Origin of the sequence: Bartonella harrusi (assembly GCF_024297065.1) — a bacterium.
GTDB classification, from domain to species: domain Bacteria; phylum Pseudomonadota; class Alphaproteobacteria; order Rhizobiales; family Rhizobiaceae; genus Bartonella; species Bartonella harrusi.
On record NZ_CP101114.1, the window covers coordinates 1,311,118 to 1,324,412 of the forward strand.

The 13,295-nt window shown below is 42.2% G+C and carries 15 protein-coding genes and 4 pseudogenes; 16 read left to right on the plus strand and 3 right to left on the minus strand.

Annotated elements, in window-relative coordinates; genetic code table 11:
- The first annotated feature begins 7 nt into the window (after positions 1-7).
- From NMK50_RS06235 to NMK50_RS06270, 8 genes and pseudogenes are all read left to right on the plus strand, one after another.
- Entirely contained in the window at positions 8-160 is a 153-nt protein-coding gene (locus NMK50_RS06235) for a hypothetical protein (RefSeq protein ID WP_241437293.1), read from the plus strand.
- Positions 157-525 carry a head decoration protein gene (locus tag NMK50_RS06240; protein ID WP_254769757.1) on the plus strand — a complete coding sequence of 123 codons (369 nt, stop codon included), beginning with the start codon at positions 157-159 and terminating at the stop codon, positions 523-525. The genes NMK50_RS06235 and NMK50_RS06240 overlap by 4 nt, the downstream gene beginning before the upstream one ends.
- A gap of 12 nt (positions 526-537) precedes the next feature.
- Positions 538-1,614: a major capsid protein gene (locus NMK50_RS06245; RefSeq protein WP_254769758.1), complete on the plus strand. Its 1,077-nt coding sequence runs from the start codon at positions 538-540 to the stop codon at positions 1,612-1,614.
- A 1-nt stretch (position 1,615) separates the two neighbouring features.
- Positions 1,616-1,966: a head-tail joining protein gene (locus tag NMK50_RS06250; protein WP_254769759.1), complete on the plus strand. Its 351-nt coding sequence runs from the start codon at positions 1,616-1,618 to the stop codon at positions 1,964-1,966.
- Positions 1,967-2,075: 109 nt separating this feature from the next.
- Positions 2,076-2,384, plus strand: coding sequence for a hypothetical protein (locus NMK50_RS06255; protein WP_254769760.1), 309 nt, complete (start codon positions 2,076-2,078; stop codon positions 2,382-2,384).
- A 37-nt stretch (positions 2,385-2,421) separates the two neighbouring features.
- Entirely contained in the window at positions 2,422-2,907 is a 486-nt protein-coding gene (locus tag NMK50_RS06260; RefSeq protein WP_254769761.1) for a hypothetical protein, read from the plus strand.
- Positions 2,908-3,215: 308 nt separating this feature from the next.
- Positions 3,216-3,950 carry an antA/AntB antirepressor family protein gene (locus NMK50_RS06265; RefSeq protein WP_254769762.1) on the plus strand — a complete coding sequence of 245 codons (735 nt, stop codon included), beginning with the start codon at positions 3,216-3,218 and terminating at the stop codon, positions 3,948-3,950.
- Positions 3,947-4,220: pseudogene (locus NMK50_RS06270) on the plus strand (hypothetical protein). The gene NMK50_RS06265 and the pseudogene NMK50_RS06270 overlap by 4 nt, the downstream one beginning before the upstream one ends.
- 51 nt (positions 4,221-4,271) lie before the next feature.
- On the opposite strand, the pseudogene NMK50_RS10690 reads toward NMK50_RS06270, so the two are convergent.
- Positions 4,272-4,352, minus strand: a pseudogene (locus NMK50_RS10690) (BrnA antitoxin family protein); the annotation flags it as partial.
- Between the two features lie 243 nt (positions 4,353-4,595).
- Between NMK50_RS10690 and NMK50_RS06275 the strand changes: the two are divergent.
- Positions 4,596-4,976 (plus strand): annotated as a pseudogene (locus NMK50_RS06275) (hypothetical protein); the annotation flags it as partial.
- Positions 4,977-5,047: 71 nt separating this feature from the next.
- Positions 5,048-5,965 (plus strand): YopJ/AvrA family T3SS effector serine/threonine acetyltransferase, encoded by a 918-nt coding sequence (locus tag NMK50_RS06280; protein WP_254769763.1) that lies wholly within the window; start codon positions 5,048-5,050, stop codon positions 5,963-5,965.
- 42 nt (positions 5,966-6,007) lie between these two features.
- Here the strand turns inward: NMK50_RS06280 and NMK50_RS06285 are convergent, their stop codons facing one another.
- Entirely contained in the window at positions 6,008-6,325 is a 318-nt protein-coding gene (locus NMK50_RS06285; protein WP_254769764.1) for a type II toxin-antitoxin system HicB family antitoxin, read from the minus strand.
- On the minus strand, positions 6,315-6,587 hold the full coding sequence (locus NMK50_RS06290) for a toxin HicA (protein ID WP_254769765.1): 273 nt from the start codon (positions 6,585-6,587) through the stop codon (positions 6,315-6,317). The genes NMK50_RS06285 and NMK50_RS06290 overlap by 11 nt, the downstream gene beginning before the upstream one ends.
- 59 nt (positions 6,588-6,646) lie before the next feature.
- Between NMK50_RS06290 and NMK50_RS06295 the strand changes: the two are divergent.
- The 6 genes and pseudogenes from NMK50_RS06295 (at position 6,647) to NMK50_RS06320 (ending at position 13,279) form a co-directional block, all read left to right on the plus strand.
- Positions 6,647-7,196, plus strand: a pseudogene (locus NMK50_RS06295) (hypothetical protein).
- Entirely contained in the window at positions 7,177-7,866 is a 690-nt protein-coding gene (locus NMK50_RS06300; protein WP_254771203.1) for a phage baseplate assembly protein V, read from the plus strand. Before NMK50_RS06295 ends, NMK50_RS06300 begins: the two are co-directional and overlap by 20 nt.
- Entirely contained in the window at positions 7,863-8,204 is a 342-nt protein-coding gene (locus NMK50_RS06305) for a GPW/gp25 family protein (protein WP_254769766.1), read from the plus strand. The genes NMK50_RS06300 and NMK50_RS06305 overlap by 4 nt, the downstream gene beginning before the upstream one ends.
- Positions 8,201-9,028: a baseplate J/gp47 family protein gene (locus NMK50_RS06310; RefSeq protein ID WP_254769767.1), complete on the plus strand. Its 828-nt coding sequence runs from the start codon at positions 8,201-8,203 to the stop codon at positions 9,026-9,028. Before NMK50_RS06305 ends, NMK50_RS06310 begins: the two co-directional genes overlap by 4 nt.
- Positions 9,028-10,134, plus strand: coding sequence for a phage tail protein (locus NMK50_RS06315; protein ID WP_254769768.1), 1,107 nt, complete (start codon positions 9,028-9,030; stop codon positions 10,132-10,134). The genes NMK50_RS06310 and NMK50_RS06315 overlap by 1 nt, the downstream gene beginning before the upstream one ends.
- Position 10,135: 1 nt before the next feature.
- Entirely contained in the window at positions 10,136-13,279 is a 3,144-nt protein-coding gene (locus tag NMK50_RS06320; RefSeq protein WP_254769769.1) for a DUF4815 domain-containing protein, read from the plus strand.
- The last annotated feature ends 16 nt before the right edge of the window (positions 13,280-13,295 follow it).

Consider the following 13,295-nt stretch of genomic DNA (forward strand, 5'->3'; position numbering starts at 1 on the left):
AAACGGTATGAGTATCGAGAAAGCACGCCAGTGCGTCTTGACAGAGGCTAGCTCTCAAAGCGCCTCTTTAAAACTATCGCCTTATGTTCCTCATGCTGATGGAGAGAGCAAGGCAAAAATTCATACAAAATGGCAATCAATTTGGAAGGTAATAAAATGAGTCATATTATTTATGAAGATGTTCGCAATGGCGCTTATCTTGGGCGCTACGACCCTGACATGTCAAATGAACAAGTGGTATTTGCATCAGGAGCCTTCATTGAGGCGGGGACTGTCATGGGAAAGATAACAAAAACGGAAAAATATGTCCCTCTTAATCCGGCAGCAGCAGATGGCAGTGCGGTGCTCGCAGGGATTTCTTATGCTACTGTTGATGCAACAGGTGAAGAACAACATGCCGTCATTACAGCGCGTTTGAGTACTGTAAAAGCTTCGGAACTGATCTGGCCCGATGCAATACTCGAGCAAGAAAAAATGGCAGCTATTCAGTCTTTAGAAGACAACAATAAAATTCTGTTGCGATAGGAGAATGCGCACATGGATATGAATTTTTTTAAACATGATGCTTTCTCAACGATAACAATGATGAAAGCGATTGAAAACTATGAGTTTCAACCGGGTCTTGTAAGCTCTCTCAATCTTTTTGAAGACGTTGAAACCAGCACCACAGTGGTTGGTATTGAACGGCGTGACAATACATTTTCGCTTATTCAAACCAGTGAACGCGGAGCCCCTTTAGCAGAAGGTGACAGAGACAGTCGTAATCTTCGGTTTTTTAAAACAACCCGTATTGCCAAAAGTGATACTGTGAAATCAGAAGAAATCCAAGACCGGCGTGAATTTGGCACAGAAGATCAGTTAGAGACGGCAATGAAATATATTGCCAGAAAACAAAAGAAACTGATTTCTGAAATCGAATTGACATGGGAAAATATGCAGCTTGGTGCTGTTCAAGGTGTTGTCCTTGATGCTGATGGTTCGGTGATTGTCGATTGGTACAAGGAATGGGAAATTACACCACCAAAGCCAATTGACTTTAAACTGGAGAGTGAAACAACCAATGTTGCTGATAATGTTGATCAGGTCATTATGAGAATGATTGAAGCTTCAAAAGGAGCGTTCTCTGACCGTTCACGGATTATTGGACTTTGTGGGAATGAATTCTTTTCCAAACTAAAAAACCATAAAACCATTCGTGAAACCTATTTAAACACAACCTTAGCGCAAACACTCAATAGCGCAGGAGGTGTTGCAACACCAAGTGCTCTTGGTACGGGGAGCTTTGGCAGTTTTGACTTTGCCGGTGTGACCTTTATCAATTATCGCAGTATTCATAACTATAATGTGAGTGCAAAGGCTGGGACAAAGCGTGCGATAGGAATTAAGCCTGATGAATGTCAATTCTTTCCTGTTAATGCGCCTGGTGTATTCCAGAAAACCTTTGCACCTGGTGAAAGCTTAGATTTTGCCAATACGGTTGGAAAACCTCTCTACACGATGCTAATCGTCGATCACGACCGTAATGCATGGGTAAAGCCTGAAGTCTACAGCTATCCGCTTTACATTTGCACACGTCCTGAAATGCTGTTCAAAGCCGTCATTGGAGGGAAATAACATGCTATGGCACGGGCTGCTTAACAAAATGGTAAAAGAGGTACGCAACACCTTTGGGCAGCCCGTCATCTATACGCGAAAGGATAACCAGCAATCTTTTCGGATTACAGCGATTTACGGCATCAAACATTCTGAATCGGATGCTGGTGGCAGAATACCGACAACAATTCCAAGAAAAGAACTTGATCTTTGTATCAATGATATTGGCGGATTGCCACCAAAAGCTGAGGATAGTGTCGTTGTACTTGCTTCTGAAAACACTGAAGATCCCTCTCAAGAGCGCTTCGTTGTCACCGATGTCCAAGCCTCTGAATCCGGTATGTATAAGCTTATTTTAAGGGAGGTTCATTGATAGCCAAGCGAGCATAGAAAAAATGAATAAACATTCTTATCAGGTGTTTTCTATTGCCTACATGAAACGTTTAGATTAAGAATAGAGATATCAATAGGAGATATTCTCTATGAAGAAAGAATTACCAAAAAGTTATATGACTGATGCTGAACGTGAAGAATTATTGGCAGCTCGTGTATCTCAAAATGTTATCTATCTTGCTGAATCGGAAGCCTCTGCAAAAGCTAAAGACAAAGAAGCAACATGGGGATGGCTTGCATTAGTAGAATTTCCAGCTCATGCACTTTTAAGTCTTAAACAACGGCGTGGAGCGCAATTTATTCGTGATATGGGATTTTCTACGAAAAAAGCTGATGCAGAATATGGACCAGATTGGCTAGATCGAGATGCTGTTGTAGGGATCACCGTTTTTGATTGATGAATTAGATTGGATCTTGCTCAAAGAAAATGGATACATGGAAAGTCTTGATGAGACAATTGAAGCAAGAAGATTATACGGTGCACGGAGTGATTTATGTAATCTTATTTGTGCTATAGGTAGAAGTGGTGATTTATCGTTACTTCTTGCTGCTGAGTGCAATATTATTGCAGAGGATTTGAACCGTCATGCTAATAGTTCGGCAATGGTTAGTAGTCTGAAAACAGCATTGATTGAATTAAATGTCATTAAGAAACATGTGAAATTTGTTGCTGATTCTGAAAAATATCAGCTGATAAACGAAGGTTATAGCTTATCAAAAAATCGGAAAAATGGATTACCCTATGATGAGGCACGGCAGGCAATGGCGTCACATTATGCACGATTAAGTAATCTGGACAAATCGCGTTTAACAGCAGTTGAAAAGTCCATTATTGACGCACGAAAACAAAATATCAAGACAGCACAGCGACTTTACGAGAAAATGCAAGAAAAAGCTATTGGGTTAAAATATAGCTGCTAGTTGCGTATATAAATATTTGATATATTTTTTTATTGACAAATATATAAAAATATGTATATTATCGAATCAGGTGCCTCAAAAACACCTTAAAACATCAAGCGGATTGGTTGCCGAAATAATCAGTCTTCCGCAATTTAAAAGCTTTGACTCATTATATGTTACGTGCATATAATAGCTTTGTCGGGTGTGGTTATGCTATACAATACCCTTATGGGGAAAGCATAACGACGGACTTGATGCCGTGTTTTTGAGCACCCGGCGCTCTTTTAGAGTGTCAATCAAAAACGTCTAACATCAAGGAATTCATTATGAATACACTTATAGAGATTAAAGAACAAACCATTGATCAGGAAACTGTTCAAACGGTCAACGCACGTGAGTTGCATGCATTTTTAAACATCACATCAAAGTTTGCAGACTGGATTAAAAATCGCATTAAAGAATGTAAGTTTCGGGAAAATATAGACTTTATAGGTTTTTCTAAATTTTTAGAAAAAGGTGGGCGCCCAAGCATAGAATACTACCTCACGTTAGACATGGCTAAACACCTTGCTATGATCGAGCGTAATGACAAGGGACATCAAGCAAGAGAATACTTCATTGAGTGTGAAAAACTTGCAAAGCAAGTAGCAACACCACAGATTGATTACTCAAGTCCTCAAGCAATGATTGGTTTCTTGAATCACTTACAAAATCAAATCGAGCAGAAAGATCACGTGATTGCTGAGTTAGAGCCTAAGGCAAAAGCGCTTGATGGTTTAAAACGTTCTGATGGCTTGTTTGGTTTGATTGAATCTGCAAAGATGCTTGAAGTTCGACCTAAAGATTTAACCGATTATTTGCGTAAACATGATTGGGTCTATCGAAGAGCTCCGGGTGCTCCTTTGTTACTCTATCAGGATAAGATCAAAAAAGGTCTCATGGATTGCCCTGCTATTACTATTCAAAGACCGGATGGTACAGAAAAGGTACTCCCTTCAACAAAAATCACATCCAGAGGATTGGCTTGCTTGAGAGAACAAATCTTTGGGGGTGTGCAATGAAGGTAGATACCAATTTTTTATGCGATTTGTGGATGGCTTTGTTTCAGTTTGTCAATTGTGAAGATATTAAAGATAAAGACTGTAGCGCACTGGTTGAAGTCATGGGCATTGTAGAAAACACTTTGATTTTAAAACTTCAAGATGATGTACCAAATATTACATTTTAGCAGTTCTTACAGGTTTTGGAACTTCAGAATTACCGCAGCGATAGATCCTTTTTTAAAAGCTTACCAGCCGAATTGGGAAAACCCTATTAAAAAGGTTGCTTAAGTAAAAACATAACTTCTCTCCCCGTTCTCAAAAGCGGGGAGGTAGTCTGGTTTAGCAACCGCTTGCTTTTTTTAAGACTTCACCCATACGTGCGCGCCAATCTTTTCCTTGTTTTTTAAAAGAGGCAATAACGTATAAATTCATAATGAACTATATAACAAACCTGATCCCATTGCTATTACTATTACACTTAGGACAAATGCATACATAGCTGTAATCATAATCCACCTCTTAAATAATTTTAACCATTTGGTGCTGCCACTTAATTGACTTTCTTAAATGATAAATATGTTAGCAATATGTTTTCATCTTAAAAAAATCATATTCACCACATTACACCGTAAAACCTCATTTTTAGAATAAAGAGACTACCTAATGAACAAGAAGCATCGGGAAGGTCTATCGGTTCGCGCTTTTGCCAAGAAGATGGGTGTATCGCATAATGCGGTGGTTTTTCGGATTAAAACAGGCAAATTTAATGCTGCTCTTTTTGAAGATGGTTCTGTCAATGAAGCCCTTGCAACAGCGATATGGAATGAGAATCCTACTAAGAAAGCTCATCAAAAATCTACACGAATTAAACAGGATTCCGTGAAAGCAGCCAATGAATTTGAGATCAAACTGGAGCGAATGCAGGTTGCGCTAGAAAAGGAAAAAATTGCTCTAGAAAAATTAAGAGAAACAACTGTTGATCGTGAAGAAGTGAGGAAAGAAGCATGGCGCTTTGGAAGAGCGCATCGAGATACAATGCTCAATAATGTAAGACTCTTTTTAATCACAATTTGAAACTAACTTCCTGTGATAATTCTTAATGTGAGAGTCAATATATGCCGAAATTAAGAGATTTACTAAGAAGAATCTGTGGTTCAAAACAAGAAAGAGAAAATGTTGTATCTGAAAAAAAAGAAAGTGTTGTACATAGAAAAAGACACGACTTTGTATTTAGAGAAGATGAACCATTAGAAAGTATTATTGTTCGTCTAGAGAATGACATCGCTAATGGCCACTGGATTGATACCCTTTATGGAACAATAGATCTCAAAATGATGCCTGCCCTCGTAGATCAAGCCAACAAGAAATATCCTGAAATGAAGCTTCAATTTGCTGTAACACCAGAGGATATTCCTACATTCGTCAAAAATACGATCGACGGTGGGATTCAATCTTCTAGAATGATCGTTAATCTAGATGATAACCAAGTCCATTTTGCAGTCATCGATCATAAAACTGTCAATGATCAAATATCCTTGCTGTTATTTGAACCTGTAGCATTCAAGCATATGCCACCTACAATGTTAGCAATGAGGGCAAAAATAGCTCTTGAAGAGAGCCAACTACCTAATTGTCATTTTTCTATGGTGGAATTGGATATTCAACGGAGTGCTTCTGAATGCGCGATTTTTAGTTTATCCCTCGCTAAAAAACTTTATCGCGAATTTGGTAAATTAGAGAGGTTACATAAAGATAACATTGAGGGTCTCTTATGTAACCCAGATGGTTTTTTTGTAGATCCTGATCAGGTAGATCGTTATCTTCCAGTCAATTTTTATAAACATACGCAAGGTATAAATCGCCTCAATAAGTATATAGAATCAAATCCACGAGCTAAAAAGGAAATGATTAACAAGAAAGGTGAACGTATTTACGAAAGGTTTAATAAGAATTTAGTTGTAATAGATGGTAAAAATGTATCTGTTTCGTCACATCAAAAAAGGATTCGTGAATTTAAATCACTAATAAGATGAATATAAAAATTACTTTTCTTTTAGTGCATATAGATCAAAACTTTAAAGTTTAGAGGAAATATATCTGTTTAAACTTACACCATTTTCAGCAGCTTGAATTGCAAGCTTCCTATGGAGTTCTGGTGGTATTCTTAATTGGAACTTACCACTATATTTACCATGTGACAAAGGCACAGGAACTTCTTCTCCATTGTGTTGCATGTCCTCAACAACTTCTGAAACGAGATCCATAATACCTTTTAAAGCTTTCTCTGCTTGAACATCTAACCATGAAAGGGATGGGAATTCTGCACACAAACCGACATATTCCTTATCTTCTTGCGACCACAAAACACGATATGTATAATGATTATTGTTCATGTTTTATCCTTTCTATCGCTTGTAAGACTTGCTTGACCTGATAAGCTTTTGCTTTGTTACCAGTATCTTTTTGAATATTCACACGGGGATCACCAAGCCACGGTGTTTTAAAAACAAAATGGCTTGTACCGTTGTTCCGCGGTTCTCCAAAAAAATGCACACACACAGCTAACAAATCTGAAAACTTGATGTTCTTTGGTGAGGCTTTCATCAAGCTGATTATTTTTTCAACTTTATTGTTCATAACTAATAATAGTATCATTATTAATCCTAGTCAACCATTTTTAGAGTAAAAATGGCATCAATTAAACAGGAGCTTTTATGCATCCGAGAGAGACGATAAGAGAAGGTTTTGTTGCATTGATCAAAGCAGCAAAGACGACGGCTGGTGACAATGTGTTTAATATGCGTGATTTCAACTTTTCCGCTAATAATACACCGGCAATTAATATCTCAACACAAAGCGAAACAATTGAAGATGGCTATGAGAATGCAGTAAGGCGCCGTGTCTTAACCGTGGATGTTGAATGTTATGCGACACAAGAAGATGGTGCGCGTTTTGTCGACCAATTAGCATGGGAAGTTGAAGAGATCTTCTACGCCAATCCCAATCTCAATAACAGCGTGGAAACATGCTCCCTGCAAAATATTGCTTTTGCCTTTGGCGACAATGGTGCTCTAGCACTCCATGGGGCAATTTTAACCTTTAAGGTCACTTATGTGACCAATATCCCCTCCCCTGAAACACAAGAAGATGGTGCAACCGCAAAACCTGTTGAACCTTTTCTAGGTTTTACACCACAAACAGGCGTGGGCAATGAAGACAAATATCCTAAAATCGAGGTCCCCCCATGTTAGAGCGGCGCGATAAAGACATCACCGATTTAAAAAGACGTCTCGCAAATATGGTTGTGGTGGGCACAATTAGCCATGTCGACCATAAAAACGCACGCTATCGGGTAAAAAGCGGCAATCTTGTCAGTGACTGGATTCCAGATACCCAAGCCCGCGCCGGGAAAACATGCTCTTATGAAGGGCGTGATATTGGAGAACAAGTGGTGGTGGTTGCATCATCAGGGGATTTAGCGCAAGGGGTGATTGTTGGTTCCATCCATACCGATGCTCATCAAGCAGCCGATAAAGGCAATATCCATAGAACAATTTATCCCGATGGCACCATCCTTGAATATGATGATGAACAAAACAGCTATAGCATGCAGATCAAATCAGGCGGAAAGTTCATTCTTACAATTACGGATGGCGTGTCTCTTAAAGGTGATGGTGGCAAGCTAGAACTTACCGCACCTGAAGGCATAAAAATTGTTTCACAAAGCGATATCAATTTCAATGCAAAGGGCAACATCTCTTTACAGGCTGGTGGTGGCGTTTCACTTCATTCGGATGAGAGTCTCTCTCTTCATTCCGCTCGCAATGTTGCCATGAACTCAAGTGGTTTGACCCATAACGGCACCAATGTAGGAGCAACCCATGTTCACGGTGGTGTTGTTCCCGGTGGCTCCATGACAGGAGGTCCCAATTGAATACAGGAATGGATCGTAGCACAGGAAAATCCTTGACCGGCATTGAACATTTGCGCCAATCCATCCTTGATATTTTATCAACACGCATTGGCACGCGTGTAATGCGTCGTGATTATGGTTCACACGTTGCGGATATTATTGATGCACCGGTCAATGACGCCTTCGCTGTTCGCCTTTATGCCGCTATTGCCGAGGCTTTAGACAAGTGGGAACCACGTTTTAAACTAAACAAGATTGATTGTAAATGGAATGAGAATGGGCAAGTTTCCTTGTCCTTTGAAGGTCTTTATTTGCCCTCAGGCAAGCCCATCACCATGGAAGGATTGCTGATAAAATGAATGGAGCACTTGCAAAACCAGAAATCATTACAGAAATTTCCTTTGAAGAAATACGTGCAGCAGCTCTTGACCATTTAAAACAACTGTTGCCCGGATATAGTGTTCTTGAAAGTGATCCAACCGTAAAAGTTATTGAAGCCTTTAGCTATCGAGAACTGCTTTTAAGGCAACGTATTAACGAAGCCGCGCGCAACAATATTCTTGATTTTGCAACCGGTGAATCTCTTGACGCTTTGGGTAACTGGCATGGAATTGCCCGCATGGAGGGTGAAAGTGATGAGAGATATCGCGAACGCATAAGACTTCATGCTCGTGGTGGCAAGGGAAGCGGAACAGAACCCTATTACAAACTGATAGCCATGTCCGCAGATAGCCGTGTTAAGGATGCCATTATTTACCGTAAAAGCAAAGATCCAACCATCTATGTTGCGCTTTTTGGTAATAATGAAGAAGGCACAGCTTCTGAAGATCTCATACAAACAGTCTCACAAGCCCTTCATAGAAAGAATATCATCATGACCAATGATACAATCATTGTGCATGCTGCTGTCAAAAAAGTGGTGGATTTGCAAGCCGATGTTTGGCTGTTACCCGAAACTTCTTTGAAAATTCTCACGACAATGGAAACAAATTTAAGAGCAGCATGGCGAAAAGAACAAGCTATTGGTCGTGAATTAAGCCTCTCATGGTGGGTTTCTAAACTGATGATTGCGGGTGTCCAGAAAGTGATTGCCATTACACCAACACAAGACAGCACCGTCGGTGATGAAGAGGTTTTAGCGATTGGTAAGGTCACCTTAAACTTCAAAGGACGGGCACGCTAATGGTTGGCGCCCTCCTCCCAAACAATGCAACAGAATTTGAAAGGCGCCTTGCCGATGTTTGCGACTTTCATCAAGATGTTGATGGTGCTGTTTTGGGGATTTCACGCTCTAAGCTTATCACCCGCCCTCCTCGCTTCTTGCCATGGTTGATTGAAGAATATGGGCTTGGCGAGCTTACACCTTATGTTCCAAACCTCTATGATTTGATTGACCAAGGGCTGCAATGGCAGCGTTTGCGCGGTTCCCTTGCCGCCATTGAGAGGGGGCTTGCATGGCTTCAGATTACAGCACGCTTTACACCAGCATGGTCAGGGCGTGCGTGGTGGAATTCTTTTCAACTTTACTTTGATCAATTGCCTGAACAAAGTGCTCTTGAAGCCATTGAAGCCATCACAGAGCTTTCCAAAAGCTTACGCTCTGATTTTCACCGCGGTGTCAATGGTTATGACGTGCAAGCACTGGAAGGCAATATGTCACGCCTTGATGACAGTCTGCTGGACTATGAAAGCGGCGTGCGCTTAACCGCGGGGGACACACTGTTTTCCTTTGGTCGCACAACAGAAATCAAGCACACGCTTACCAAACAAGAAGGACTGTTGATTGGCAATTGGATGGATGACGGGGACGGGGAATTAAGCTGGAACCAGATTGATTACCCATGGGATATGGCAAATTTTCCTTGGTGCTCTGTTAAAAAACATCAACGCGATATGCTGATGGTAGAGTGGTTTTATAACCGCACCCTTTATCTCGTGTTAAAAGACAGTGAGGATGATGTGATTGGGTATCGAAGATGCAATATTGTCCAACCAGTAGAACAGAATTTGGCGGGTGTTTATCACCATTTGGGCGATTGTTATCATCCCTCCTCGATGGGCACAGCAGTTCTTATTGCAGCACGCACGGATTTTCAAGATGTTGACGGCAGAAAAGCTGCTTCTATTGCTGTTCTCGTTCATGCGACCCCCAAACAACATGTTCCTTTGGGCAAGCTTTGGTGTGCGTGCAATGAACTGATTGGCGGGGTGGAGATCATCAAAACACCCGTCAATATTCCTTTGCGCGGTGATGTTCGCGAGCAATTCAAGATTTTATTGAGGTTTTAACATGAAGCATGAAAGTGGTTTACCCTTTGCCATTGACAGATCTTGCGGCAAAGACGAACAACAAAGCGTTGTTTTCTATGGGCAACGTCCCTTTATCCAAAGCGGTGAACTCAATGAGATGCAAACCATCATCAGGGGGCGCCATGACCGTTTGGGGCGTCTGGTTGCCAAAGAAGGAGACCGTGTTGAACGGGCTGATGCCTTTGTCAATAAAGACGCAAGGACCGTTACTTTAACGGAAGGAAAGATCTATATCGCAGGGGATATTTTTCCGGTCTCAAAGGCAGTTCTCCATGCTGTTTCCATGGTTGGTCGTCTTGAAATCGGTGTGAAGTTGCAAAAAACATGGATTACCCATGAGGATGATCCAGAGCTGTTGGGGCAAGTTCCCGGCACCTTGGCACAAGGAGAACCCGGTGCGGCACGCGAAACGGCAAGGCTTGTTTGGGCTCTCAAAGAGGATGGGCAGCAAGGCACGTTCTTTCCCGTTTATATTTTACAAGATGGCATTTTGATTGATCAAAAGTCCCCCTCACTGCTGGAACCCGCCATGCAAGCCATTGCGACTTATGACCGTGCCCATGGTCATTATATCGTCAATGGATGCCGTGTGACGGCTCTTGGACCAAACAATGGATGCCAAGTGTTTAGCATTCAAGAAGGGGAAGCCAATATCAATGGCTTTAAGCGCAAGCGCCTTGCTGCTTTGCGCCATGAAGAGAAAGAAGAGTTTTCGACAAGCGTTGTGCCTAGTGAAACCCATATTTTTGCCCCGCAAAAAGGCAAAACAAGCTTTACCTTTAAAAGCTATTATGCTCCCATTGCCGATATCCACTCTCTTTTGTTGACAAAAGAAAAAACCGTCACAGTTACACGCGGTGCGGTCGTTGCTGGGCGAGATGGTGTTCCCGATAAAAGCATCACCTCTTTTCTCAAAGTCATGCAAGGCAACAAGGAATTTAAAGAAGGAACAGATTTTAAGAAGACCGGTGATACCATTGACTGGGCACCGATGGGGGATGAACCGCGTCCTGGCAGCAGTTACACGGTAACCTATCGCTATCGTGCACAAGTAACCGCCGATAAGGTCACGGCACAGGAAATCACGCTCTCAGGGGGCGCACAAGGGGGGGATATCATTGTTCGTTACACTTACAAATTGCCGCGGATTGACCGTATCGGGCTTAATACACAAGGCACGGTTGTCTATATCAAGGGGATTTCGGCAGATCATCCTATGGCACCCAGTGTTCCTGAGGATGTGTTGTCTCTTGCCACTATCACCAACAGTTGGCTGGATACCCCGCTTGTGGTCAATGATGGCACACGCGTTGCCCCCTATGATGAGATGTGGCGTTATTTTCAACGGGTGCTGTCCCTTGATCGCTTGATGCAATTAGAGCGTATTAAAAGCAATGTTGACTCGAAAGAGCCCGTTGCCAAAAAAGGCATGTTTGCTGACCCGTTTCTTGATGATACTTACAGAGATGAAGGGTTCACGCAAACAGGAGCTGTTGGCAATGGTATTTTACAGCTGGCTATTGATCCAACCTTTTACACCGCCCCCTTAAGGGCTCCTGTCACCCTTGACTGGACCAATGAAGTAATCATTGCCCAAGAATTGACAACCGCTTGCGAAAAAATCAACCCCTATCAAAATTTTGCTCCTCTGCCTGGTACAGTGACCCTCACACCCGCGACAGATTTTTGGCACGAGCAGCGCACCGATTGGCTCTCAAGTGTCACCAATCAATTGTTTATGGGAACGCACCGTGGGAGCAGCATTCGCAAGCAAGAGGCAAAGGATGAACTGATCAATGTTGCGCATGAACAAATCGATTTCTTAAGACAAATTACCCTTGGCTTTAAAATTGAAGGTTTTGGCAAGGGGGAAATTTTAGACAGTCTCACCTTTGATGGTGTGAATGTCTTGCCAAAAAGCCGCCTTGTTGCCAATGGCAATGGCATTTTGGAAGGTAGTTTTAAAATCCCTGAAAATATTCCTGCCGGCACCAAAAATGTTGTAGCACGAGGCAAAGGGGGAACTCTTGCGACAGGTCTCTTTACCGGGCAAGGTGTTATTGATGTGAAAGTGATGCGGCACACCACAACAGTCAAGATCTGGACGCAAGTGGACCCGCAAGCGCAAGTCTTTACACCAGAAGAAACACGGCAAATCACCGGTCTTGACTTTCATCTTTGCAAAATCGGCAATCCCAATCATGATCTGGTGATTGATTTGGTCACAACCGAAAACGGTTATCCCACCGCCGATATCCAAGCCCAAAGCTTTTATTCCATGAAGGGGGCAAAAACCGGATGGGCACAGGCACGCTATGATGTCCCACTCCTTGTCCCCAATGATCGGTTAACGGCTTTTGTCATTAAAACCGATGATAGTGATCATTCCCTCTCACTCGCAAAGCTTGGAGGATTTGATGAAGAACAGCAAAGATTTGTCTCAAGCCACCCTTATGTGACCGGTCCTCGTTTTTCCTCTGTCAATGCGCAAACATGGAGTGCCCATCAAGATGAGGCTTTGGCTTTTCGTGTCTTGGCAGCACGCTACAGACAAACAACAAAAACCATTGATCTTGGTACCTTTAATCTTGTTAACTGTTCTGATTTGCAAATACGTAGCACGGTTGAATTGCCTTCCAGTGATTGTTCGGTGATCTTTGAAATTGAAAGAAACAATGGCACAATTTATCAACTTCTTCCCTTTCAATTGCTTAGTCTTACCGAATATATCAATGAAAAGGTTCAGCTTCGTGCTATTCTCAAAGGCACGGAGAAACTCTCCCCCATTCTGTTTGCTCCTGTTCAGTTGATTGCCGGCAAGATCCATAACACAGCAACCTATGTTACCCGTGCTTTTGCCTTTGGTGAGAAGGCAAGATTGACCAGCTATATCAAGACCTTTTTACCAGGCGGCTCCACATTCACCCTCGAGATGCAACGGGATGATGGTGCCTTTACCCCCCTCACCTTAGAGGAAACAGAACAGCTTTCTGAACCCCTTTGGACAGAGCGAAAATTTGTCAGTAGCAATAAGACAGCAAGGCAAGCACGCTTGAAGCTGACGCTCACCGGTGGACCTTGCGCACGGTCAATGCTGCGTGATTTTGGTGCGGGTATTTTGTGATACCCCCTCGCTTTGA

Bases quoted from the DNA above. Each gene is read 5' to 3' on its own strand.
- NMK50_RS06240 (WP_254769757.1), top strand. From the start codon at position 157: ATGAGTCATATTATTTATGAAGATGTTCGCAATGGCGCTTATCTTGGG.
- NMK50_RS06255 (WP_254769760.1), top strand. From the start codon at position 2,076: ATGAAGAAAGAATTACCAAAAAGTTATATGACTGATGCTGAACGTGAA.
- NMK50_RS06265 (WP_254769762.1), top strand. From the start codon at position 3,216: ATGAATACACTTATAGAGATTAAAGAACAAACCATTGATCAGGAAACT.
- NMK50_RS06245 (WP_254769758.1), top strand. From the start codon at position 538: ATGGATATGAATTTTTTTAAACATGATGCTTTCTCAACGATAACAATG.
- NMK50_RS06300 (WP_254771203.1), top strand. From the start codon at position 7,177: ATGTTAGAGCGGCGCGATAAAGACATCACCGATTTAAAAAGACGTCTC.
- NMK50_RS06315 (WP_254769768.1), top strand. From the start codon at position 9,028: ATGGTTGGCGCCCTCCTCCCAAACAATGCAACAGAATTTGAAAGGCGC.
- NMK50_RS06280 (WP_254769763.1), top strand. From the start codon at position 5,048: ATGCCGAAATTAAGAGATTTACTAAGAAGAATCTGTGGTTCAAAACAA.
- NMK50_RS06310 (WP_254769767.1), top strand. From the start codon at position 8,201: ATGAATGGAGCACTTGCAAAACCAGAAATCATTACAGAAATTTCCTTT.
- NMK50_RS06285 (WP_254769764.1), bottom strand. From the start codon at position 6,325: ATGAACAATAATCATTATACATATCGTGTTTTGTGGTCGCAAGAAGAT.
- NMK50_RS06260 (WP_254769761.1), top strand. From the start codon at position 2,422: ATGGAAAGTCTTGATGAGACAATTGAAGCAAGAAGATTATACGGTGCA.
- NMK50_RS06250 (WP_254769759.1), top strand. From the start codon at position 1,616: ATGCTATGGCACGGGCTGCTTAACAAAATGGTAAAAGAGGTACGCAAC.
- NMK50_RS06290 (WP_254769765.1), bottom strand. From the start codon at position 6,587: ATGATACTATTATTAGTTATGAACAATAAAGTTGAAAAAATAATCAGC.
- NMK50_RS06235 (WP_241437293.1), top strand. From the start codon at position 8: ATGAGTATCGAGAAAGCACGCCAGTGCGTCTTGACAGAGGCTAGCTCT.
- NMK50_RS06320 (WP_254769769.1), top strand. From the start codon at position 10,136: ATGAAGCATGAAAGTGGTTTACCCTTTGCCATTGACAGATCTTGCGGC.